The sequence below is a fragment of the Azohydromonas caseinilytica genome (genome assembly GCF_012927045.1).
Classification (GTDB): domain Bacteria; phylum Pseudomonadota; class Gammaproteobacteria; order Burkholderiales; family Burkholderiaceae_C; genus Azohydromonas; species Azohydromonas caseinilytica.
On the sequence record NZ_JABBFW010000032.1, the window covers coordinates 1 to 19,495 of the forward strand.

Genomic DNA, 19,495 nt, shown 5'->3' on the forward strand with positions numbered 1-19,495 from the left:
TGCTGCACCGCGCCGGCAAGCGGCTGCCCTTCGGCATCGAGGTGGTGGGCTTCGCGGAAGAGGAAGGCCAGCGCTACAAGGCCACCTTCCTGGGCTCCGGCGCGCTGATCGGGCAGTTCGACATGACCTGGCTGGACCAAGTCGATGCCAGCGGCATCTCCATGCGCCAGGCCATGCAGGAAGCCGGGCTGCGCGTCGAGGACATTGCTTCGCTGCGTCGCGATCCCAAGGACTACCTCGGCTTCGTCGAGGTCCACATCGAGCAGGGCCCGGTGCTGGACGCGCTGGACCTGCCGCTGGGCGTGGTCAGCTCCATCAACGGCAGCGTGCGGCTCATGGGCGAGGTCACGGGGCAGGCCAGCCATGCCGGCACCACGCCCATGGGCCAGCGCCGCGATGCCGCCGCGGCGGTGGCGGAGCTGATCCTCTATGTGGAGCTGCGCGCCGCGCAGGTGCCCGACCTCGTCGGCACGGTAGGCATGCTGGAGGTGCCCAACGGCTCCATCAACGTGGTGCCGGGGCGTTGCCGCTTCAGCCTGGACATCCGCGCCACCACCAACGAGGTGCGCGACGCCTGCCTGGCCGACGTGCGTGCCGAGCTGCAGCGCCTCTGCGAGCGCCGCGGCGTGGCCTTCACGCTGGAAGAGACCATGCGCGCCGCGGCGGCGCCCAGCGCGCCCGAGTGGCAGCGGCGCTGGGAAACGGCCGTCGAAGCGCTGGGCCTGCCGGTGTGGCGCATGCCCAGCGGCGCGGGCCACGACGCGATGAAGCTGCACGAAGCCATGCCGCAGGCCATGCTGTTCCTGCGCGGCGGCAACGCGGGCATCAGCCACAACCCGCTGGAAACCATCACCAACGACGACGCGGACCTCTGCGTCCAGGCCTTCAACCAGTTGCTGGCACAACTGGCCTGAACCGACACGAGCACATCATGACCACAACCTACGAACGGCTGGACGCCTGGATCGATGCCCATTTCGATGAGGAAGTCCGATTCCTGCAAGAGATGGTGCGCGTGCCCACCGACACGCCGCCGGGCAACAACGCGCCGCATGCCGAGCGCACGGCGCAGCTGCTGGCGGGCTTCGGCTTCGAGGCCGAGAAGCACGCCGTCCCCGCGGAAGAAGTCAAGGCCGGCGGGCTGGAGAGCATCACCAACCTGATCGTGCGGCGCCGCTATGGCGACGGCGGCCGCACCGTGGCGCTCAACGCCCATGGCGACGTGGTGCCGCCCGGCGAGGGCTGGACGCACGACCCCTACGGCGGCGAAATCGACGACGGCAAGCTCTACGGCCGCGCCGCCGCGGTCAGCAAGAGCGACTTCGCCACCTTCACCTTTGCCGTGCGTTCACTCGAAGCGCTGGGCGCGCCGCTCAAGGGCGGCGTGGAGCTGCACTTCACCTACGACGAAGAGTTCGGCGGCGAGCTGGGCCCGGGCTGGCTGCTCAGGAACGGCCTGACCAAGCCTGACCTGGCCTTGGCCGCGGGCTTCAGCTACCAGGTGGTCACCGCGCACAACGGCTGCCTGCAGATGGAAGTGACGGTGCACGGCAAGATGGCGCACGCCGCCATTCCCGACACCGGCGTGGACGCGCTGCAGGGCGCGGTGGTGATCCTCAACGCCCTGTACGCGCAGAACCAGCTCTACAAGCAGGTGAAGTCCGGCGTGCCGGGCATCAACCACCCGTACCTCAACGTCGGCCGCATCGAGGGCGGCACCAACACCAACGTGGTCCCGGGCAAGGTGCTGCTCAAGCTGGACCGGCGCATGATCCCCGAGGAGGACCCGACGCAGGTCGAGGCCGACATCCGCCGCGTCATCGAGGAAGCCGCCGGCAGCTTCCCCGGCATCCGGGTCGAGATCAAGCGCATCCTGCTGGCCCGCGCGCTGCAGCCGCTGCCGGGCAACGCACCGCTGGTGCAGGCGCTGCAGCGCCACGGCGGCGAGGTCTTCGGCGAAGAGATCCCGACCTCGGGCACCCCGCTCTACACCGACGTGCGGCTGTACAGCGAGCAAGGCATCCCGGCCGTGATCTACGGCGCCGGCCCGCGCTCCGTGCTGGAAAGCCACGCCAAGCGCAACGACGAGCGCCTGGAGCTCGAAGACCTGCGCCGCGCCACCAAGGTCGTGGCGCGCAGCCTGCTCGACCTGCTGAGCTGAGGCCGCGCGCACCAGGCTGGCCTGCGCCGGCCTGCTGGCCGTGGGCCTGATGGCCATGGCGATGTACGAGCTGTTCGCCGTGGTGGAAAAGCGCACCACGGCCTGGGCGCATCGCGGGCAGGGTTGAGCGACGACAAGAGGAAAGCGGCGTCTCGCACGCCCAGAATCCGGCCATGACCCACGCCCTGATCCCCGACCTCGCCTTGTCCCTGCTGCGCCGCGCCAACGACATCGCGCGCCACGCGATGAGCCGCGGCCACCACCCCTTCGGCGCGCTGCTGGCCGCTCCGGACGGGCAGGTGCTGATGGAGCAGGGCAACGTGGACAGCGTCAACCACGCCGAGGCCGTGCTGGCGCGCGAGGCGGCCGAGCGCTTCGACCCCGCGGTGCTGTGGAGCTGCACGCTGGTCACCACCGTCGAGCCCTGCGCCATGTGTGCCGGCACGCAGTACTGGGCCCACATCGGCGGCCTGCTCTACGGGCTCAGCGAGCGCGAACTGCTGCAGCTCACCGGCGCCCATCCCGAGAACCCCACGCTGGACCTGCCCTGCCGCGAGGTGTTCAGGAGCGGCCAGAAGCCGATCACGGTGACGGGGCCGGTGCCGGAGCTGCGCGAGGAGATTGCCGCGCTGCACCGCAACTTCTGGCGGCGCGGCTGAACACCGGTCAGGGCGCCGCCGCTCCCCGCGCCTTCGCCAGGCTCTCGCGCACCCGCTGCGCCGCTTCCGCCTCCGGCGGCATCTGCGCCAGCAGCCGCTCCCACAAGGCGATGGCCTCCTCGCGCCGGCCCGCGCGCTGCGCGGCGGTGGCGGCCAGGGCCAGCGCCTTGGGGTGCTTCGGCTCGGCTTTGAGCGCCCGCGCCACCAGCGCCGCCGGCTCGCCGTCGAGTTGGCCGCCCTGCGCGGTGGCGACGGCATCGGCAGCGTCGGCCAGCAGGTCCGCATCCTCGGGTGCCAGGCGCAGCGCCTCGCGCCAGGCCGTTGCCGCGTCGTCCCAGCGTTCCAGCACCTCCAGCGAGCGCGCCAGCGTGAACCAGCCGGGCAAGTCCTCGGGTTGCGCCTGCAGCCGCGCCGACAGGCGCTGCACCATGGTGGCCATGTCGGCCTCGGTCTGCCGGTGCGGCGGCGGCTGGTCGCGGCCGATGGCGCCCGGCGCACCCAGCCGCGCGTAGCTCAGCACCGCCGCCAGCGGCAGCAGCAGCGCCGCCACCGCGCGCGGCCACCAAAGGCCGGCTCCACCGACGGCGGGCTTCAGCACCAGCAGCGTGACGCCCACGCCCAGCACGCCCGCGGCCAGCCAGAAGCCCAGCAGCGGCTGCATCAGGTGCCTTCCCCAGCCCGAGCGGCGACGCCGTCCGGCTCTTCCGCGACCGCCTCCCCGGCTCCGCGGCGCACCCGCCGCCACAGCACCAGCGCACCGCCGCCCAGCAGGGCGAATGGGCCCAGCCACAGCAGCAGCGTCTGCGGCGTGCGCGGCGGCTCGTAGAGCACGAAGTCGCCGAAGCGCCGGACCATGAACTCGCGCACCTCGTCGTCGCTGCGGCCGGCCGCCACCTGGGCCTGCACCTGCTCGCGCAGGTCCTGCGCGAGCGGGGCGTTGGATTCGGCGATGGTCTGGTTCTGGCACACCGGGCAGCGCAGCGACTGCGCCAGGCGGTGCGCACGCGCCTCCTCGTCGGCAGACAAGGGCGCCGCGCCGGCCTGGCCGACTGCCAGCGCCGCCAGGGCGGAGAGGACGATGCGCCTCACTCTTGCACCTTCTTCCACAGCGGCCAGAACTCGCGCTTGAGCACCTGCGGCGTGAGCGCCCCCACGAAGCGGCCACGCACGATGCCGTCGGCGTCGATGACGAAGGTTTCCGGCACGGCGCTGACGCCCCAGTCCAGCGCGGCGCGGCCGTCGGCGTCGCGCACCATGGCCTCGAACGGCGCGTGGCCGGCGGACTCCAGCCAGCGCCGCGCCGCCGCCGTCTCGTCCTTGTAGTTGAGCCCGACCACCGTCACGCCGCGCTCCACGAGCTGCTGCAGCTGCGGCACTTCCTCGCGGCAGGGCCCGCACCAGGAGGCCCAGACGTTGAGCACCCAGGGCCGGCCCCGCAGCGCGCTGCTGGCGAGCAGTTCATCGGGCGCCTCCAGGCGCGGCAGCTCGAACACCGGCGCCGGCTGGCCCACCAGCGCCGAAGGCAGCGCGCGCGGGTCGCGCTGCAGCCCATGCGCCAGCAGCAGCACCATGCCCAGCAGCAGCGCCAGCGGCAGCAGCGCGCGCCAGCGATGGCGGGCCGGGCGGACCGATTCGGGGCGGAGTCGAGGACGCAAGGGTGACGGTACGGCCATGTGCATCCTTCTCGTTGTCGGATCAGGCCGGCTTGTGCCGTGCCGCTGCCTCGGCGGCGCGCGCCGGGGCGGCGCGGTGCTGGTATTGCCGGTCCAGCGCGGCCAGCGCGCCACCCAGGGCCATCAGCAGCACGCCGGCCCAGATCCAGTTGACCATGGGTTTCAGTTGCAGGCGCAGGGCCCAGCGCCCGGCGCCCAGCGGATCGCCCAGCGCCACGTAGAGGTCGCGCCAGGGACTGCGATCGATGGCTGGCACGGCGATGGTCTGGTCCTGCGCGCGGAAGGCGCGGCGCTGCGGCAGGAGCTGCGCCACCGGTGAGCCGTCCTCGTGCCACACCGCCACGCGGGCCTGCACGCCGTCGTGGTTGACGCCCTGCAGCGGCTGCACCGCCTGCAGCTGCACGCGGTACGGGCCCAGCGTGGCGCTCTCGCCCACGGCCAGCGGCAGCTCGCGCTCGATCTCCAGGCCCTTGACCGCGCACACGCCCAGCACGAACACGCCCACGCCCAGGTGCGCCAGCCGCATGCCCCAGGCGGCGCGGCCGGCGCGCGGCTGGCGCAGCACCTGCTGCAGCGTGGTGGCGAAGATCCAGCCCGCCAGCCACAGGCCCAGGCCGAACAGCGGGCTCCAGTGGCGCAGCGCCGCCATCGCGCCCAGGCTCGCCAGCAGGCTGGCCGCCGCCGCCCAGCGCAGCCGGCGTGCCAGCGTCAAGGCCTCGGCGCGGCCCCAGGCCGCGAAAGGCGCCGCGCCCATCAGGAACACCGCCGGCGCCAGCAACGGCACCATCACGGCCTCGAAGTACGGCGCGCCCACCGAGATGCGCGCGCCGCCCAGCGCCTCCAGCGCCATCGGGTACAGCGTGGCCAGCAGCACCGAGGCCGCCGCCACCGCCATCAGCAGCAGGTTGCTCAGCAGCAGCGTCTCGCGTGAGAAGAGCGCGTGCGCCGGAGCGGCCGCGGCGCGCGGCGGGCGCAGCGCCCACAGCAGCAACGCCGCGCCGACCAGGCCCGCGATCAGCGCCAGGATGAACAGCCCGCGCCGCGGGTCGGAGGCGAAGGCGTGCACCGAGGTCACCACGCCCGAGCGCACGATGAAGGTGCCGATCAGCGCCAGCGCGAAGCCGGCGATGCACAGCAGCAGCACCGCCGGCCCCTGCCCGCCACGGCGCTGCGCCACCGCCAGCACGTGCAGCAGCGCCGTGCCCACCAGCCAGGGCAGCAGCGCCGCGTTCTCCACCGGGTCCCAGAACCACCAGCCGCCCCAGCCGAGCACGTAGTACGCCCAGGCGCTGCCCAGGCCGATGCCCAGGCTCAGCAGCGCCCAGCTCGCCAGCACCCAGGGCCGCAGCCAGCGCGCCCACTCCGGACGCAGCTCGCGCTCCCACAGCACCGCCAGCGCGAAGGCGAAGGGCACGGCGAAGCCGACGTAGCCCAGGTACAGCGCCGGCGGGTGCAGCACCATGGCCGGGTCCTGCAGCAGCGCGTTGAGGTCGGCGCCGTCGGCTGGCGGCGGCACCAGCCGCGTGAACGGGGACGAGGCCAGCAGCACGTAGAGGCCAAAGGCCGCCACCAGCAGCCCCATGCCGCCCAGCAGCCGCAACGCGAAACCCGCGGGCAGGCCGCGGCTGAAGCGCGCCACCGCCGCGCCCCATAGCGACAGCACCAGCAGCCACAGCAGCATCGAGCCCTCGTGGCTGCCCCACACCGCGGCGATGCGGTAGGCCAGCGGCAGCGTGGAGTGCGAGTGCTGCGCTACGTAGCGCACCGAGAAGTCCAGCGCGACGAAGCTCCAGGCCAGCCCGGCCAGGGCCAGCGCCAGCAGCACGCAGCTCGCCACGGCGCTGCGGCGCGCCAGGCGCAGCAGCGCCTCCACGCTGTTCGCGGACGGCCCCGGCGCCCCGGCGGCCACGCCGCCGTCCGGGCCAATGGCGACGGCGGCACTGGCGCGCAGCGGCAGCAGCGCCTGCAGCAGCGCGAGCCACAGCGCCAGGATCGCGGCGAAGTGCGCCAGCTCCGGGATCACGGCTTCACCCAGGCCGGCCGCGACTCCCCGGTCGGCGGCATGTAGTTCTCGTCATGCTTGGCCAGCACCTCGTGCGCATCGAACACGCCGTCGCGGCCCAGCCGGCCACCCGCCACCACGCCCTGGCCTTCGCCGAAGAGATCGGGCAGCAGCCCGCTGTAGCGCACCGGCACGCGGTGCGCGCCCTCGGCCACCACGAAATGCACGGTCATGCTGCCGGGCTCGCGGCGCAGCGAGCCGGGCTCGACCACGCCGCCCAGGCGCAGGCGCTGCTGCGGTGCCGGACGCTGCTGCAGCAGCTCGCCCGGGCCCAGGAAGAAATCGAGGTTGTGGCGCAGCGCGCCCAGCAGCAGCGCCGCGGCCGTGGCCAGCAGGCCCAGCACGATCAGGACGGCGGCCAGGCGGCGCCGGCGCGGCGTCATCGCGGCTCTCCCCGGCCCGGTGCGGCGGGCTGCGCCACGGCCGCCCGCTCGTCGCGTGACGCTTCCCGCGGGGCCCCGCTGCGGCCGGCCGCCGACAGCACGGCCGGGCTGGGTGGCGGATGCCGCCGGCTGCGCCGCCACAAGGTGAAGAACTCCACACCCAGCGCCAGCAGCGCCAGCCCCCAGCCGGTCCAGACATAGGCGCCATGCCCGCCCATGTGCCAGAACAGCGCCCAGTCGATGTCCGTCATCGCCAGCCTTTCACGGTGGGCCGCGGCCGCGGCGGTGCCGCGCGCTGCTCGGCCAGGATGCAGCGCGCGCGCAGCAGCGTCATGGCGGCGGCGTAGGCCCAGGCGGCCAGCGTCATCAGCACCAGCGCGGCCAGCTGCGTCCACTCCAGGGCCGCGCCGCGTGGCGTGATGGTGGCGCCCTGGTGCAGCGTGTTCCACCAGTGCACCGAGAACCAGATCACGGGCAGGTTCACCGCCCCGACCAGCGCCAGCAGGGCCGACAGCCGCGCCGCGCGGCGCTCGTCGTCGAAGGCCGCGCGCAGCCCAATCACGCCCAGGTACAGGAACAGCAGCAGCAGCTGCGAGGCCAGCCGCGCATCCCACACCCACCAGGTGCCCCAGGTGGGCTGCCCCCACAGCGCGCCGCTGACGAGCGCCAGCGCGCAGAACATCGCGCCCGTGGGCGCCATGGCCTGCGCCAGTGCCGAGGCCACGCGGCCACGCCACACCAGCGCCATGGCCGACCAGAAGGCCATCAGGGCGTAGAGCCACATCGACATCCAGGCCGAGGCCACGTGCACGGGCAGCAGCCGCACCGCGTCGCCCTGGCGCGCGTCGGCCGGCATGACGAAGAAGGTCAGCCACAGCCCCGGCACCACGCAGGGCAGCGCCAGGGCCAGCAGCGGCGCCCACCAGCGCGCCACCCAGACCTCGAACACCGGCGGCGAGGCCAGGCGGCGCCAGGGTGTCCAGGGCGGCAGCCGCAGCGGCCGGGGCGGCGTGGGCAGGGAAGCGATGGGCGTGCTCATGCGTGTCATGTCCGTTCAATCCATGCCCATGCGCAGCGCCGCCAGCACCGTCCAGGGCAGCAGCGCCAGCGCCGCGGCCATCAGCGCGCCCAGCAGCCAGGACGCGGCCGGCGCGCCCTGCGCGGTGGCCATGCCCAGCAGCAGCACCGGCACGGCCAGCGGCAGCACCAGCAGCGCCAGCAGCACGCCGCCGCCGCGCGAGCCCAGCGTCAGCGCCGCGCCCAACGCGCACAGCAGCACCAGCGTGGGCAGCCCCAACAGCAGCGACAGCGCCAGCGCCGGCCATTGCGCCAGTGGCAGGCCGTAGAGCGGCATGAGCAGCGCGCTGGCCGGCAGCAGCAGCCCGCAGGCCAGGCCATGCGCCAGCAGCCGACCGCCCAGCACCGCCAGCGGCGCCGGCGCCATGAGCTGCTGCTCCAGCGCGCCGTTGCCTAGGTCGGCCTGGAACAGGCGCAGGCTGCTCAGCAGCACCGACAGCAGCGCCGCGGTCCAGGCCGCCGCGGGCGCCACGCGCTGCAGCAGCGCGGGCTCGCCGCCCAGCGCCAGCGGCAGCAGCGACAGCACCAGCGCGAAGAAGCCCAGCGCCGCCAGCGCGTCGAAGCGCTCGCGCAGCAGCAGCCGCAGCTCGCGGCGCAGGCTCGCGCGCAGGCAGGCCGCGCCGCCGGCCGCCGCGGGGCTCAGGCCGCCTGCGGCAGCGGGGCGGGCAGGTGCAGGCGGGGCATCGAAGGTGCTGATGAGGGCCATGGGTCGTGGGTGCTGATCAGGGCCAGCCCGCCGCGCTCCAGGTGCAGCGCCAGGCGAACGGTGAAATCCAGGCGCGCGGCCTCGTCCAGCGCGGCCAGCGGCTCATCGAGCAGCCACAGCTTGCGCCGGGTGAGCACCAGCCGCGTCAGCGCCACGCGCCGGCGTTGCCCCTGCGACAGCCGCCGCACCGGCGCGCGCACCAGCGCGCCCAGCCCGGCGCCCTGCAGCGCCTGCTCGATGCGCCCCGTGGTCTGGGCTTCGCCGCCCAGGCGCAGCAGGTGGTCCAGGTTCTCCACGGGCGTGAGCGCCTCGTGCAGGCCCTCGCGGTGGCCGATGAAGCACAGGTCCAGGCACATCGCCTCGCGCGCGGCGCGGCCTTCGAAGCCCTGCCAGCGCAGCTGCTGCGCGTGCAGCGGCTGCAGCCCGGCCAGGCTGCGCAGCAGCGTGGTCTTGCCCGCGCCGTTGGCGCCCTCGACCAGCAGCGCCTGGCCCGCGAGCAGGCGCAAATTGAAGCCCTCGCACAGCAGCCGCCCGCCGCGTACCAGTTGCAGGTCGGTGATGTCGAGCATGCGGCTCCTAGCGCACCGTCTCGACGCCGGCCATGTCGGGCAGCTTGTGCGCAATGCCCTTGTGGCAGTCGATGCAGGTCTTCTGCCCGCTGGCGAGGTCGGTGCTGTGCGCGGCCACCGCGCGCGGGCTCTGGCGCGTGAAGTCCATGGACTCGAACTGGTGGCAGTTGCGGCATTCCAGCGAGTTGTTGGCCTTCAGGCGCTCCCATTCGTGCTCGGCCAGCGTGCGGCGCATCGCGCCGAACTTCTCGGGCGTGTCGATGCTGCCGAAGACCTTGCCCCAGACCTCCTTGGACGCCTGCATCTTGCGGGCCATCTTGTCGGTCCAGTTGTGCGGCACGTGGCAGTCGCTGCACTTGGCGCGCACGCCCGAGCGGTTGGTGAAGTGGATGGTGCCTTGCAGCTCCTGGTAGACGTTGTCGCGCATCTCGTGGCAGCCGGTGCAGAAGGCCTCCGTGTTGGTCGCTTCCAGCGCGGTGTTGAAGCCGCCCCAGAAGATCACGCCGGCGACGAAGCCGCCCACGGTCAGGAAGCCCAGGCTATAGAAGCGGCTGGGGCTGCGCAACACCTTCCAGTAGCGGCGCAGCAGGTTGATGGGGCCCTTGAGCATGCCGGCCCCCTCAGCGCTGCGGCGCGCTGGCGCCGCCGCGCTGGCGCTGCTGCTCGGCGCGCAGCAGCTCGTTGACGTCCACGAAGCGGTTCTCCACCAGCGGCTTGAGATCGACCTGCGGCACGTGGCACTGGGTGCAGAAGTAGCGCCGCGGCGAGAGCTCGGCCAGGTGGTTGCCCTGGCGGTCCTGGTAGTGGGTGATGCTGATCATGGGCGCGCCGCTGGCCTGCGTCTGGGTGCGCGCGTGGCAGAACATGCAGCGGTTGGCGTTCTTGTCGAGTTGGTAGTTGTCGATCTTGTGCGGGATCACCGGCGGCTGCATGGCGTAGTTGCGCACGCGCCGGATGTCGGAGTTGTCCGAGTTCATCAGCGGCGGCGGCGGCGTGGTCTCCGTGATGGGCGCGCCGCGCATGCGGTCGGTCATGTCCATGGCCAGCGCCACGCCGGCCACCGTGGCGGCGGCCAGGCCCAGCAGCACCCCGAGGCCTTGCTTGACGTTCATACCGTGCCTCCCTGCGGCGGCAGCCCGCCGGCCTTGCGGATCGAGACGGCGCACTTCTTGTAGTCCGTCTGCAGCGAGATCGGGCAGGTGGCGTCGAGCGTGACCTTGTTGACGAGCTGGCTGGCGTCGAAGAAGGGCATGAACACCAGCCCCGGCGGCGGCTTGTCGCGCCCGCGCGTCTCCACGCGGGTGCGGACGCTGCCGCGGCGCGAGGTGATCTCCACGATCTCGCCGCGGCGCACGCCCAGCGCGCGCGCGTCCTCCGGGTGCATGAAGCACACGGCATTCGGGAAGGCGCGGTAGAGCTCGGGCACGCGCCGCGTCATGGTGCCGGTGTGCCAGTGCTCCAGCACCCGGCCCGTGCACAGCCAGAACGGGAACTGCTTGTCGGGCTCCTCGGCCGCGGGCTCGTAGGGCAGCGCCCACAGCACCGCCTTGCCGTCGGGGTTGCCGTAGAAGCGGAAGCCCTCGCCGGCCTTGACGTAGGGGTCGGTGCCCTCGCGGTAGCGCCAGCGCGTCTCCTTGCCCTCCACCACCGGCCAGCGCAGGCCCGTGACCTTGTGGTAGGTGTCGAAGGGCGCGAGGTCATGGCCGTGGCCGCGGCCGAAGCTGGCGTACTCCTCGAACAGCCCCTTCTGCACGTAGAAGCCGGCCGAGCGGGCGTCGTCGTTGTCGTAGCCCGCCTCCATCTCGCCCAGCGGGAAGCGGTCCACCACGCCGTTGCGGAACACCAGGTCGTACAGCGTCTTGCCGCGCCACTGCGGCTTGGCCGCCAGCAGCTCCGCGGGCCAGACCTCCTCCATCTTGAAGCGCTTGCTGAACTCCATGAGCTGCCACAGGTCCGAGCGCGCCTGCCCCGGCGGCTTGACCAGCTGGTGCCAGAACTGGGTGCGGCGCTCGGCGTTGCCGTAGGCGCCCTCCTTCTCCACCCACATCGCCGTGGGCAGGATCAGATCGGCGGCCATGGTGGAGACGGTGGGATAGGGGTCCGACACCACCACGAAGTTGTCCGGGTTGCGGAAGCCCGGATAGATCTCCTGCACGACGTTGGGCCCGGCCTGCATGTTGTTGTTGGCCATCACCCAGTAGGCGTTGAGCTTGCCGTCCTTGAGCATGCGGCTCTGCAGCACGGCGTGGTAGCCGGGCTTGTCGGGGATGGTGCCGTCGGGCAGCTGCCAGATGTGCTCGGCCTCGGCGCGGTGCTTGGGGTTGGTCACCACCATGTCCGCGGGCAGCCGGTGGCTGAAGGTGCCCACCTCGCGCGCGGTGCCGCAGGCCGAGGGCTGGCCGGTGAGCGAGAACGGGCTGTTGCCCGGCGTGCTGATCTTGCCGGTGAGCAGGTGCAGGTTGTAGAGCAGGTGCGAGCACCAGGTGCCGCGCGTGTGCTGGTTGAAGCCCATGGTGAAGAAGGACATCACCTTGACCTTCGGGTCGGCGTAGAGCTTGGCCAGCGCCTCCAGCCGCTCGCGCGGCACGTTGGAGAGCTTGGCCGTGTAGTCCAGCGTGTAGGTGCTGACGAAGCGCGCGTACTCGTCGAAGGTCGCGGGCTGGCCGCCGCCGGCGTTGTTCCAGTTCTTGGCCTTCTGCTGCAGCGGGTGGTTGGGGCGCAGGCCGTAGCCGATGTCGGTGTTGCCGACCATGAAGCGCGTGTGGCGCTCCACGAAGGCCCGGTTCACCGCCTTGTTCTGGATGATGTAGTTGGCGATGTAGTTGAGGATGGCCAGGTCGGTCTGCGGCCGGAAGGTGAGCGTGAGGTCGGAGAGGTCGTAGCAGCGGTGCTCGTACACCGACAGCGTGGCCACCTTGACGTGCGGCGCCGAGAGCCGCCGGTCGGTGACGCGCGTCCACAGGATGGGGTGCATCTCCGCCATGTTGGAGCCCCACAGCACGAAGGCGTCGGCCTGCTCGATGTCGTCGTAGCAGCCCATGGGCTCGTCCATGCCGAAGGTGCGCATGAAACCGGCCACGGCCGAGGCCATGCAGTGGCGCGCGTTGGGGTCGAGGTTGTTGGTGCGCAAGCCCGCCTTCATCATCTTGGCCGCGGCGTAGCCCTCCCACACGGTCCACTGCCCCGAGCCGAACATGCCGACGCCGGTGGGGCCCTTGTCCTTGAGCACGCGCTTGAACTGCGCGGCCATGGTGTCGAAGGCCACGTCCCAGCTCACGGGCTGGAACTCGCCGTCCTTGGCGTAGCGGCCGTCCTTCATGCGCAGCAGCGGCTGGGTGAGCCGGTCCTCGCCGTACATGATCTTGGACAGGAAGTAGCCCTTGACGCAGTTGATGCCGCGGTTGACCTCGGCGTTGGGGTCGCCGTGCGTGGCGACCACGCGCCCGTCCTTGACGGCCACGTTGACGCCGCAGCCCACGCCGCAGAAGCGGCACGGCGCCTTGGACCACTTGAGCTGCGTGCGCGCGGCGTCGGTGACGACGTTCTGCGCGGCGGCGTCCAGCGGCAGCCCGGCAGCCAGCGCGGCACTGGCCGCGGCGCTGGCGCGCACGAACTCGCGCCGCGTGCAGCCGCAGCCACCGGCCTCGGCCTCGCTCTCGGCGCGGGCCTCGACCACGGGAATGGGAAAGGGATTCGACATGAAGAAGCTCCCTGCGCCTTACGGCATCTCCTGTTGCATGGCCTCCCAGGGCTCGGTGTGCTGGTAGACCAGCGCCACGTTGAGCACCCCGGGCAAATCGCGCAGCGCCGACAGCGTCTGCATCACGCCCTGCGCGCTGTCGTGCTCGACCACCACCACCAGCCGCCCGTCCTCGGCCCATTGCGCCAGCGCGGCGCCGGGCAGCGACGGGATCTCGCCGCGCAGCCGTGCCACGGCTTCGGCACGGGCCTGCACCAGCACGCCGGCGATGTGGACCTCGCTGCCCGGGCCGCTCACTGGTGCACCCTCGCGCTGCGCGCGGTCCCGCCAAGCGGGACGGATCGCCCCCTTCGGAGCGGCCGTGCGGGGCCGCTCATCCGGGCAGGTCCCCGGTGATGAGCTGGTACATCCAGACGATGAAGCCCCAGCCGGCCACGGTGACCACCGCCAGCACCGGCGCGGTCACCACGGTCAGGAAGATGAAGCTGCGCCACTCCTCCTGGTGGGTGGAGGGCGCATCCGGATCGGCGGGATGGACGGACGAGGTGGACGGCTCGGCAGGTGTGGACGAACTTTTCATTGTTGAAAGGCGGGCGTCGCGAGAGCTGATGCCCGGAAACCCCGGGCAATGCCCGTGCCCATCCCTGGTGCATTCCGACGCAAAACCAATGCAATGCCATGGATGCGCGGGCTGCGCAGGCAGGGTGGTTGCGGCCGTACTCGCCACCGGCGCCTCGATGGACGGGTGTGGCGCCATGGCCAGGCCGCGGATGCAGGCGGAACGAGGCTTGCTCCAGGCGGTGCCTGTCGGGAAGGACTTACCTGTCCTGGCCAGGCCGGGGGCCGGCGCGGCGTCTGCGACACTGTGCTTCCTTGCTGTATTCCCGGCCCGACGCGGCCCCCGTTGCCGCATGGCCTGGCACGCAGAACTCTCGATCCGCTACTTCCCCGACCGCGACCGCACCGTCGCCCTGGACCGCCACGAAGGCCCGCTGCGCGTGCTGCAGCGGCTCTACCCCGAAGGCCCGCGCGTGTGCCACCACGTGCTGGTGCATCCGCCCGGCGGCGTGGCCGGCGGCGACGAACTGCACGTGAAGTTGCAGCTCGAAGCCGGCAGCCACGCGCTGCTGACCACCCCGGGCGCCACGCGCTTCTACCGCAGCCTGGGCGAGACGGCGCTGCAGAGCGTGCGGGCCACGCTGCAGGGCGACGCGCGGCTGGAGTGGCTGCCGCTGGAGGCCATTGCCCATGACGCCTGCCGCGCCGAGAACCGCCAGCGCTTCGAGCTGCGCGACCAGGCGCAGATGATCGGCTGGGACGTGATCGCGCTGGGCCTGCCCGCGGCCGGCGATCCCTGGCGCCGCGGCCGCTTCCTGCAGCACCTGGAGCTGCCCGGCGTCTGGCTGGAGCGCGGGCTCATCGACGCCGCCGACATCCGGCTGCTGGACAGCCCGCTGGGCTGGGCCGGCTCCCGCGTGCTGGCCACGCTGTGGTTCGCCTCGGCGCAGCCACTGCCCGCCTCGCTGCGCGAGGCGCTGCTGGAGGCCGGCCGCGCGCTGTGCGAGGGCGAGCTCCGGGCCGGCGTCACCAGCCCCTCGCCGCGCGTGGTGGTGCTGCGCATGCTGGCCGCGCGCGTGGAGCCGGCGCAGCGGCTGATGCAGGCGCTGTGGGCTCGCTGGCGCGAAGTGGGGTGGAACCTGCCGGCTTGTGCGCCGCGGGTGTGGGGGACGTAGGAAGAGACCAGGCAGCTGCGTTTTCTTACCCCCTCGCCACCGCGCAGCGGGGGAGAGGGCTGGGGTGAGGGGGCGCTGCCGCAGGCAGCGTGTTCGCCAGGGTTGCGCCCTCGCCCCTGCCCCTCTCCCGCTTCGCGGGTGAAGGGAAGCGCAGCGCAGCGCATCGGCCTTTTGGCGTCAGCACAGCAGCCTCTCTCGCACGTGCCCCTCCCGGCGTCCGGACCCACCTGGATGCCGCCACCTGTAAGCATCGGTATCCTGGGCTCGTCGCCACCCGAACAAGGCCGCGCCCCATGGAACCCGCCAACCAGTTCGCCCTGCTGCGCCAGCGCCGCTTCGCGCCCTTCTTCTGGACGCAGTTCCTGGGCGCGCTCAACGACAACCTGTTCAAGTTCGCGCTAACGGTGCTGGTGACCTACCAGCTGCAGCTGGCCTGGCTGCCGCCGGCCTACGCCGGGCTGGTGATCGGGGCGCTGTTCATCTCGCCCTTCCTGCTGTTCTCGGCCACCAGCGGCCAGCTTGCCGACCGCTTCGACAAGCGCGCGCTCATGCGCGCCGTCAAGACGCTGGAGATCGCCATCATGGCCCTGGCCGCCTGGGGCTTCGTCGGCCAGCACGTGGCGCTGCTGCTGGGCTGCGTGTTCCTGATGGGCCTGCACTCCACGCTGTTCGGCCCGGTGAAATACGCCTACCTGCCGCAGCACCTGGGCGAGCATGAGCTCACCGGCGGCAACGGCATGGTGGAGATGGGCACCTTCGTCGCCATCCTGCTGGGCAACGTCGCCGGCGGGCTGCTGATCGCGCTGCCCGAATCGGGCGCGCAACTGGCCGCGGCGGCCTGCGTGGCGCTGGCGCTGCTGGGACGGTTGAGCGCGCAGCTCATCCCGCCCTCGCCCGCCGCCGACCCGGGGCTGCCCATCAATTGGAACCCCGTCACCGAGACCTGGCGCAACCTGCGCCTGGCGCACGGCAACCTGGTGGTGTTCCGCTCCATGCTGGGCATCTCGTGGATGTGGTTCTTCGGCGCCGTGTTCCTGAGCCAGTTCCCGGCCTTCGCCAAGGAGGTGCTGCACGGCGACGAGCACGTGGCCTCGCTGCTGCTGGTGGTGTTCTCGGTGGGCATCGGCGCGGGCTCGCTGCTGTGCGAGCGGCTGTCGCGGCGCCAGGTGGAAATCGGCCTGGTGCCCTTCGGGGCGATCGGCATGAGCCTGTTCGCCATCGACCTGTACTTCGCCGTGCGCGCGCTGCCCGCGCCGGCGGCGGGGCTGCAGGGGCTGGGCGCCTTCGCGGCGCGGGGCGCGAGCTGGCGCCTGCTGATCGACCTGGGCGCGCTGGCGCTGTGCGCCGGGCTCTACAGCGTGCCGATGTACGCCCTGGTGCAGATGCGCGCGCAGCCCACGCACCGCGCCCGCGTCATTGCCGCCAACAACATCCTCAACGCGCTGTTCATGGTGGCCAGCAGCCTGATCGCCGCGCTGATGCTGCGTGCCGGGCTGGACATCCCGCAGATCTTCCTCGCCATGGGCCTGGCCAACGCGCTGGTGGCGGCCTACATCTTCCTGCTGGTGCCGGAGTACCTGCTGCGCTTTGCCTCGTACATCGCCTCGCACTGCATGTACCGCTTCCGCGTGGAGGGCCGGGAGCACATCCCGGCCACGGGGCCGGCGCTGCTGGCCTGCAACCACGTCAGCTACGTCGATGCGCTGCTCATTGCCGCCGCCAGCCCGCGGCCGATCCGCTTCCTGATGGACCACCGCATCTTCGCCACGCCGCTGCTGGGCTGGCTGTTCCGGCTGGCCAAAGCCATCCCGATCGCGCCGCAGCGCGAGGACCCCGAGGCCTACGAGCGCGCCTTCGCGCGCGCCTGCCAGGCGCTGGAGGACGGCGAGCTGGTGGGCATCTTCCCGGAGGGCGCCATCACCCGCGACGGCCGGCTGCAGCCCTTCAAGGGCGGGATCATGAAGATCCTGCGCTCGCACCCGGTGCCGGTGGTCCCGCTGGCGCTGCACAACCTGTGGGGCTCCAGCTTCTCGCGCATCGACGGCGGCCCGCTGATGAGCCGCCCGCTGCGCCGCGGCCTGTTCAACCGCGTGGGCCTGGTGGCCGGCGCGCCACTGGCCGCGGCCATGCTGGCCTCGCCCGAGCACCTGCGGGAGCGCATCGAGGAATTGCTGGGGGTGTGAGGGCAGGCTCCGGCGTCTTCGGGCGCGCCAGTTGCCGCTTGGGGCCGATGCATCCCTCACCCTTGCGCAGGCACGGCCCCTCCCCATGACCACCGAGCTGGAAAAAATGCTCGCCGGCGAGCTCTACGACCCGCTGGACCCGGAGCTCACCGCCATGCGCGAGCGCGCCCGCGACCTGTGCCAGGCGCTCAACGCCACGCGCGAGGCGCAGGGCCACATCCGCCGTCGCCTCCTGGAGCAGCTGCTGGGCGCCGGCGGCGACACGGTGCGGATGCAGCCACCCTTCCACTGCGACTACGGCAGCAACATCGAGCTGGGCGAGAGCGTGTTCTTCAACTTCAACTGCGTGGTGCTGGACGTGTGCCGCGTGCGCATCGGCAGCCACACACTGTTCGGCCCCGCGGTGCAGATCTACACCGCCATGCACCCGCTGGACGCGATGCAGCGCCGCGGCGAGGAATACGGCCGGCCGGTGGAGCTCGGCGACGACGTGTGGGTGGGCGGCGGCGCCATCGTGCTGCCGGGCGTGCGCATCGGCTCGCGCTCGGTCATCGGCGCGGGCAGCGTGGTCACGCGCGACGTGCCCGAAGGCGTGTTCGCCGCCGGCAATCCCTGCCGCGTGATCCGCCGGCTGGAGCTGCGCTGCTGAGCCACCCCCCCGGGACGACGGCCCAGGCACGCCGTTCACGGGAAAACCCGCGCTCTTTGGGAACGGGCCGCTGCGTACGCCTCAAGCGCGGGCCCGGCCCTGCGCCGCGGCGCCCTGCCGCGAGCCTCGCGACCGTTTCCAAGGAGCACATGCATGAAGTACCCGTCTCCGCCCGTAGCCGCAGCCCTGCTGGGCTGCGCCCTGTCGCTGCCGGCCCTGGGGCATGAGGAGGACCACGCCCATGGCACCGCCGCCGACGTGCAGGCCCGCCTCAACGGCTTCCAGGAAGTGCCCTCGGTCTCCACCTTCGCCCGCGCCACCTTCAACGCCGACGTGGACCGCGGCGCCAAGCTCATCACCTGGCAGCTGCGCTACGACGCGCTCGAAGGCGAGGTGCAGCAGGCGCATCTCCACTTCGCGCAGCGTGGCGTCAACGGCGGCATCGTGGTGTTCCTGTGCAGCAACCTGGACAACGGCCCGGCCGGCACGCCGCTGTGCCCGGGGCCGCACAGCGGCATGCTCAGCGGCAGCATCACGCCCAATGACGTCAGCCCGGACATCGCCGCCACGCAGCCCGCCATCACCCAGGGCATCGCCCCGGGCCAGTTCAACGAGATGGTGCGTGCCCTGAACGCCGGCGCCCTCTACGTCAACGTGCACAGCACGCGCTGGCCCACCGGCGAGGTGCGCGCGCAACTGCAGCCGGGCCGGTAGCTCGGATCGCCACCAGTGCCCGCACGCCGTTCTTCTAATCGGCCTGGTCCGGGCCCCAGCCCGGCAGGTTGACGTGATAGCGGGTGGCGCGCCCGGCCCCTGTCTGCACCAGCAGGCCGAGGCCTTTCAGCTCGGACAAGTCGCGCGAGGCCGTTACCCGCGCGACATCCGCCGATTTCGCGGCCCGAGCCTCCTTGGTGATCTTCAGGTAGGTGGCGACATCCAGCCCGCCCTTGAAGCTGTCCGGACCGTCCATGAGCACGCGGTTGATGACCTTGCGCTGCCGCTCATTGAGCTTCTTGTCACGGTGGGTGAACCAGAACAGCGCCTTGGCCAAGGTTTCGTTGATGACCTGGGCGGCGGCGTCACAGGCGGCGCGCATCTGCTCGATGAACCACAGCACCCATTCGGTGACATCGGTCCCGCCGCGCTGCGCCTGCTCCAGTTGCTGGTAGTAGGCCTTGCGCTGCTGCTGCAGCCGCTGCGACGGGCGCAGCATCAGCACCGGCCGGCCCATGTCGCGCGCCAATACCAGGTCCACCAGCACCCGTCCGACCCGCCCGTTGCCGTCCTCGAAGGGGTGGATGGTCTCGAACCAGAGGTGGACCAGGGCCGCCTTCACAAAGGCGTCGGGCTCGGCCTCCGAGTTGAACCACGCCAGCAGCTGGTCCATGTCGCCGTGGACCCGGGCTGACGGCGGCGCCTCGTAGTGGACTTTCGCCTGAAGCCCCATCGCGCCGCTGACGATCTGCATGGGCTCCGCATGCTGGCGGTAGGCGCCGATGCGGATCTTGCGTCCCGACGAAAAACCGCCCGGGAACAGTGCTGCCTGCCAGGCGTGTAGCCGCTCGTGCGTCACCGGCGCGCCGCGCTCCAGCACGGCGTCTTGCATGACATCGAGCAGCCCTTCGACGTGCCGCGGCGCATCCGGCCCGTCCTGGTGCGCAGCGCCGAGCCGACGCGCCACTGAAGAGCGCACCGCGGCGAGGTCCAGGCTTTCGCCTTCGATGGCCGCGGTGGAAACCGCTTCGCAGCTCCAGGCCTCCGCCGCCAACTCCAGCGCCTGGTCGGCATGCAGCGCGGCCATCATCCCTTCGACGCGGCCCTGGGCGCGACGCGCGGCCGATAGCGCGCCCACCACCCGTCCCATGTCGTAGCGAAGCGCGGGCCAGTCAGGCTGCTGCCAGATGTAGGTGGGAGGGCTCTTCACCCGGCAATGATACGAA

The 19,495-nt window shown here is 72.1% G+C and carries 22 protein-coding genes and 1 pseudogene; 8 read left to right on the forward strand and 15 right to left on the reverse strand.

The window, feature by feature from the left end; all coding sequences use genetic code 11:
• From HHL10_RS25855 to HHL10_RS25870, 4 genes and pseudogenes are all read left to right on the forward strand, one after another.
• The coding region (locus tag HHL10_RS25855; RefSeq protein WP_169163300.1) for a hydantoinase/carbamoylase family amidase at positions 1–914 on the forward strand (914 nt) is incomplete at its 5' end.
• A gap of 17 nt (positions 915–931) precedes the next feature.
• Positions 932–2,161, forward strand: a complete 1,230-nt coding sequence (locus HHL10_RS25860) for a M20 family metallopeptidase (protein ID WP_169163301.1) — start codon at positions 932–934, stop codon at positions 2,159–2,161.
• Between the two features lie 16 nt (positions 2,162–2,177).
• A pseudogene (locus HHL10_RS30780) lies at positions 2,178–2,288 on the forward strand (ABC transporter permease); the annotation flags it as partial.
• 46 nt (positions 2,289–2,334) lie between these two features.
• Complete coding sequence (locus tag HHL10_RS25870) at positions 2,335–2,820, forward strand: nucleoside deaminase (RefSeq protein WP_169163302.1); 486 nt, start codon at positions 2,335–2,337, stop codon at positions 2,818–2,820.
• 7 nt (positions 2,821–2,827) lie between these two features.
• Here HHL10_RS25870 and HHL10_RS25875 read toward each other — a convergent pair whose 3' ends face one another.
• The 14 genes from HHL10_RS25875 to HHL10_RS25940 all read right to left on the reverse strand — a co-directional run bounded on the left by HHL10_RS25875 (position 2,828) and on the right by HHL10_RS25940 (position 13,570).
• Entirely contained in the window at positions 2,828–3,481 is a 654-nt protein-coding gene (locus HHL10_RS25875) for a tetratricopeptide repeat protein (protein ID WP_169163303.1), read from the reverse strand.
• A complete protein-coding gene (locus HHL10_RS25880; protein WP_310734674.1) occupies positions 3,481–3,909 on the reverse strand; it encodes a cytochrome c-type biogenesis protein in 429 nt (142 codons plus the stop codon). The genes HHL10_RS25875 and HHL10_RS25880 overlap by 1 nt, the downstream gene beginning before the upstream one ends.
• A complete protein-coding gene (locus HHL10_RS25885) occupies positions 3,906–4,493 on the reverse strand; it encodes a DsbE family thiol:disulfide interchange protein (RefSeq protein WP_169163305.1) in 588 nt (195 codons plus the stop codon). Before HHL10_RS25885 ends, HHL10_RS25880 begins: the two co-directional genes overlap by 4 nt.
• A 22-nt stretch (positions 4,494–4,515) precedes the next feature.
• A complete protein-coding gene (locus HHL10_RS25890) occupies positions 4,516–6,516 on the reverse strand; it encodes a heme lyase CcmF/NrfE family subunit (protein WP_169163306.1) in 2,001 nt (666 codons plus the stop codon).
• The gene (ccmE, locus tag HHL10_RS25895) at positions 6,513–6,938 is read right to left on the reverse strand and encodes a cytochrome c maturation protein CcmE (RefSeq protein WP_169163307.1); all 426 of its coding nucleotides are present in this window, start codon (positions 6,936–6,938) and stop codon (positions 6,513–6,515) included. The genes HHL10_RS25890 and ccmE overlap by 4 nt, the downstream gene beginning before the upstream one ends.
• On the reverse strand, positions 6,935–7,189 hold the full coding sequence (ccmD, locus tag HHL10_RS25900) for a heme exporter protein CcmD (protein ID WP_169163308.1): 255 nt from the start codon (positions 7,187–7,189) through the stop codon (positions 6,935–6,937). The genes ccmE and ccmD overlap by 4 nt, the downstream gene beginning before the upstream one ends.
• A complete protein-coding gene (gene ccmC / locus HHL10_RS25905) occupies positions 7,186–7,977 on the reverse strand; it encodes a heme ABC transporter permease CcmC (RefSeq protein ID WP_169163309.1) in 792 nt (263 codons plus the stop codon). The genes ccmD and ccmC overlap by 4 nt, the downstream gene beginning before the upstream one ends.
• A gap of 15 nt (positions 7,978–7,992) precedes the next feature.
• The gene (locus tag HHL10_RS25910; RefSeq protein ID WP_169163310.1) at positions 7,993–8,721 is read right to left on the reverse strand and encodes a heme exporter protein CcmB; all 729 of its coding nucleotides are present in this window, start codon (positions 8,719–8,721) and stop codon (positions 7,993–7,995) included.
• A complete protein-coding gene (ccmA, locus tag HHL10_RS25915; RefSeq protein WP_169163311.1) occupies positions 8,655–9,290 on the reverse strand; it encodes a heme ABC exporter ATP-binding protein CcmA in 636 nt (211 codons plus the stop codon). The genes HHL10_RS25910 and ccmA overlap by 67 nt, the downstream gene beginning before the upstream one ends.
• A 7-nt stretch (positions 9,291–9,297) precedes the next feature.
• Positions 9,298–9,900: a cytochrome c3 family protein gene (locus HHL10_RS25920; protein WP_169163312.1), complete on the reverse strand. Its 603-nt coding sequence runs from the start codon at positions 9,898–9,900 to the stop codon at positions 9,298–9,300.
• A 10-nt stretch (positions 9,901–9,910) separates the two neighbouring features.
• The gene (locus tag HHL10_RS25925) at positions 9,911–10,402 is read right to left on the reverse strand and encodes a nitrate reductase cytochrome c-type subunit (protein ID WP_169163313.1); all 492 of its coding nucleotides are present in this window, start codon (positions 10,400–10,402) and stop codon (positions 9,911–9,913) included.
• Positions 10,399–12,990 carry a periplasmic nitrate reductase subunit alpha gene (napA, locus tag HHL10_RS25930; protein ID WP_169163314.1) on the reverse strand — a complete coding sequence of 864 codons (2,592 nt, stop codon included), beginning with the start codon at positions 12,988–12,990 and terminating at the stop codon, positions 10,399–10,401. Before napA ends, HHL10_RS25925 begins: the two co-directional genes overlap by 4 nt.
• 18 nt (positions 12,991–13,008) lie before the next feature.
• A complete protein-coding gene (locus HHL10_RS25935) occupies positions 13,009–13,287 on the reverse strand; it encodes a chaperone NapD (protein WP_169163315.1) in 279 nt (92 codons plus the stop codon).
• Between the two features lie 76 nt (positions 13,288–13,363).
• Positions 13,364–13,570 carry a periplasmic nitrate reductase, NapE protein gene (locus HHL10_RS25940; RefSeq protein ID WP_169163316.1) on the reverse strand — a complete coding sequence of 69 codons (207 nt, stop codon included), beginning with the start codon at positions 13,568–13,570 and terminating at the stop codon, positions 13,364–13,366.
• A gap of 331 nt (positions 13,571–13,901) precedes the next feature.
• On the opposite strand from HHL10_RS25940, the gene HHL10_RS25945 reads away from it, so the two are divergent.
• The 4 genes from HHL10_RS25945 to HHL10_RS25960 all read left to right on the forward strand — a co-directional run bounded on the left by HHL10_RS25945 (position 13,902) and on the right by HHL10_RS25960 (position 18,269).
• Entirely contained in the window at positions 13,902–14,723 is an 822-nt protein-coding gene (locus tag HHL10_RS25945; RefSeq protein ID WP_169163317.1) for an urease accessory protein UreD, read from the forward strand.
• Between the two features lie 293 nt (positions 14,724–15,016).
• Positions 15,017–16,906 (forward strand): MFS transporter, encoded by a 1,890-nt coding sequence (locus HHL10_RS25950; protein ID WP_169163318.1) that lies wholly within the window; start codon positions 15,017–15,019, stop codon positions 16,904–16,906.
• A gap of 85 nt (positions 16,907–16,991) precedes the next feature.
• On the forward strand, positions 16,992–17,555 hold the full coding sequence (locus HHL10_RS25955; protein ID WP_169163319.1) for a sugar O-acetyltransferase: 564 nt from the start codon (positions 16,992–16,994) through the stop codon (positions 17,553–17,555).
• Positions 17,556–17,708: 153 nt separating this feature from the next.
• Positions 17,709–18,269 carry a CHRD domain-containing protein gene (locus tag HHL10_RS25960; RefSeq protein ID WP_169163320.1) on the forward strand — a complete coding sequence of 187 codons (561 nt, stop codon included), beginning with the start codon at positions 17,709–17,711 and terminating at the stop codon, positions 18,267–18,269.
• A 34-nt stretch (positions 18,270–18,303) separates the two neighbouring features.
• Here HHL10_RS25960 and HHL10_RS25965 read toward each other — a convergent pair whose 3' ends face one another.
• On the reverse strand, positions 18,304–19,479 hold the full coding sequence (locus HHL10_RS25965; RefSeq protein ID WP_310734675.1) for a Fic family protein: 1,176 nt from the start codon (positions 19,477–19,479) through the stop codon (positions 18,304–18,306).
• Between the last annotated feature and the right edge of the window lie 16 nt (positions 19,480–19,495).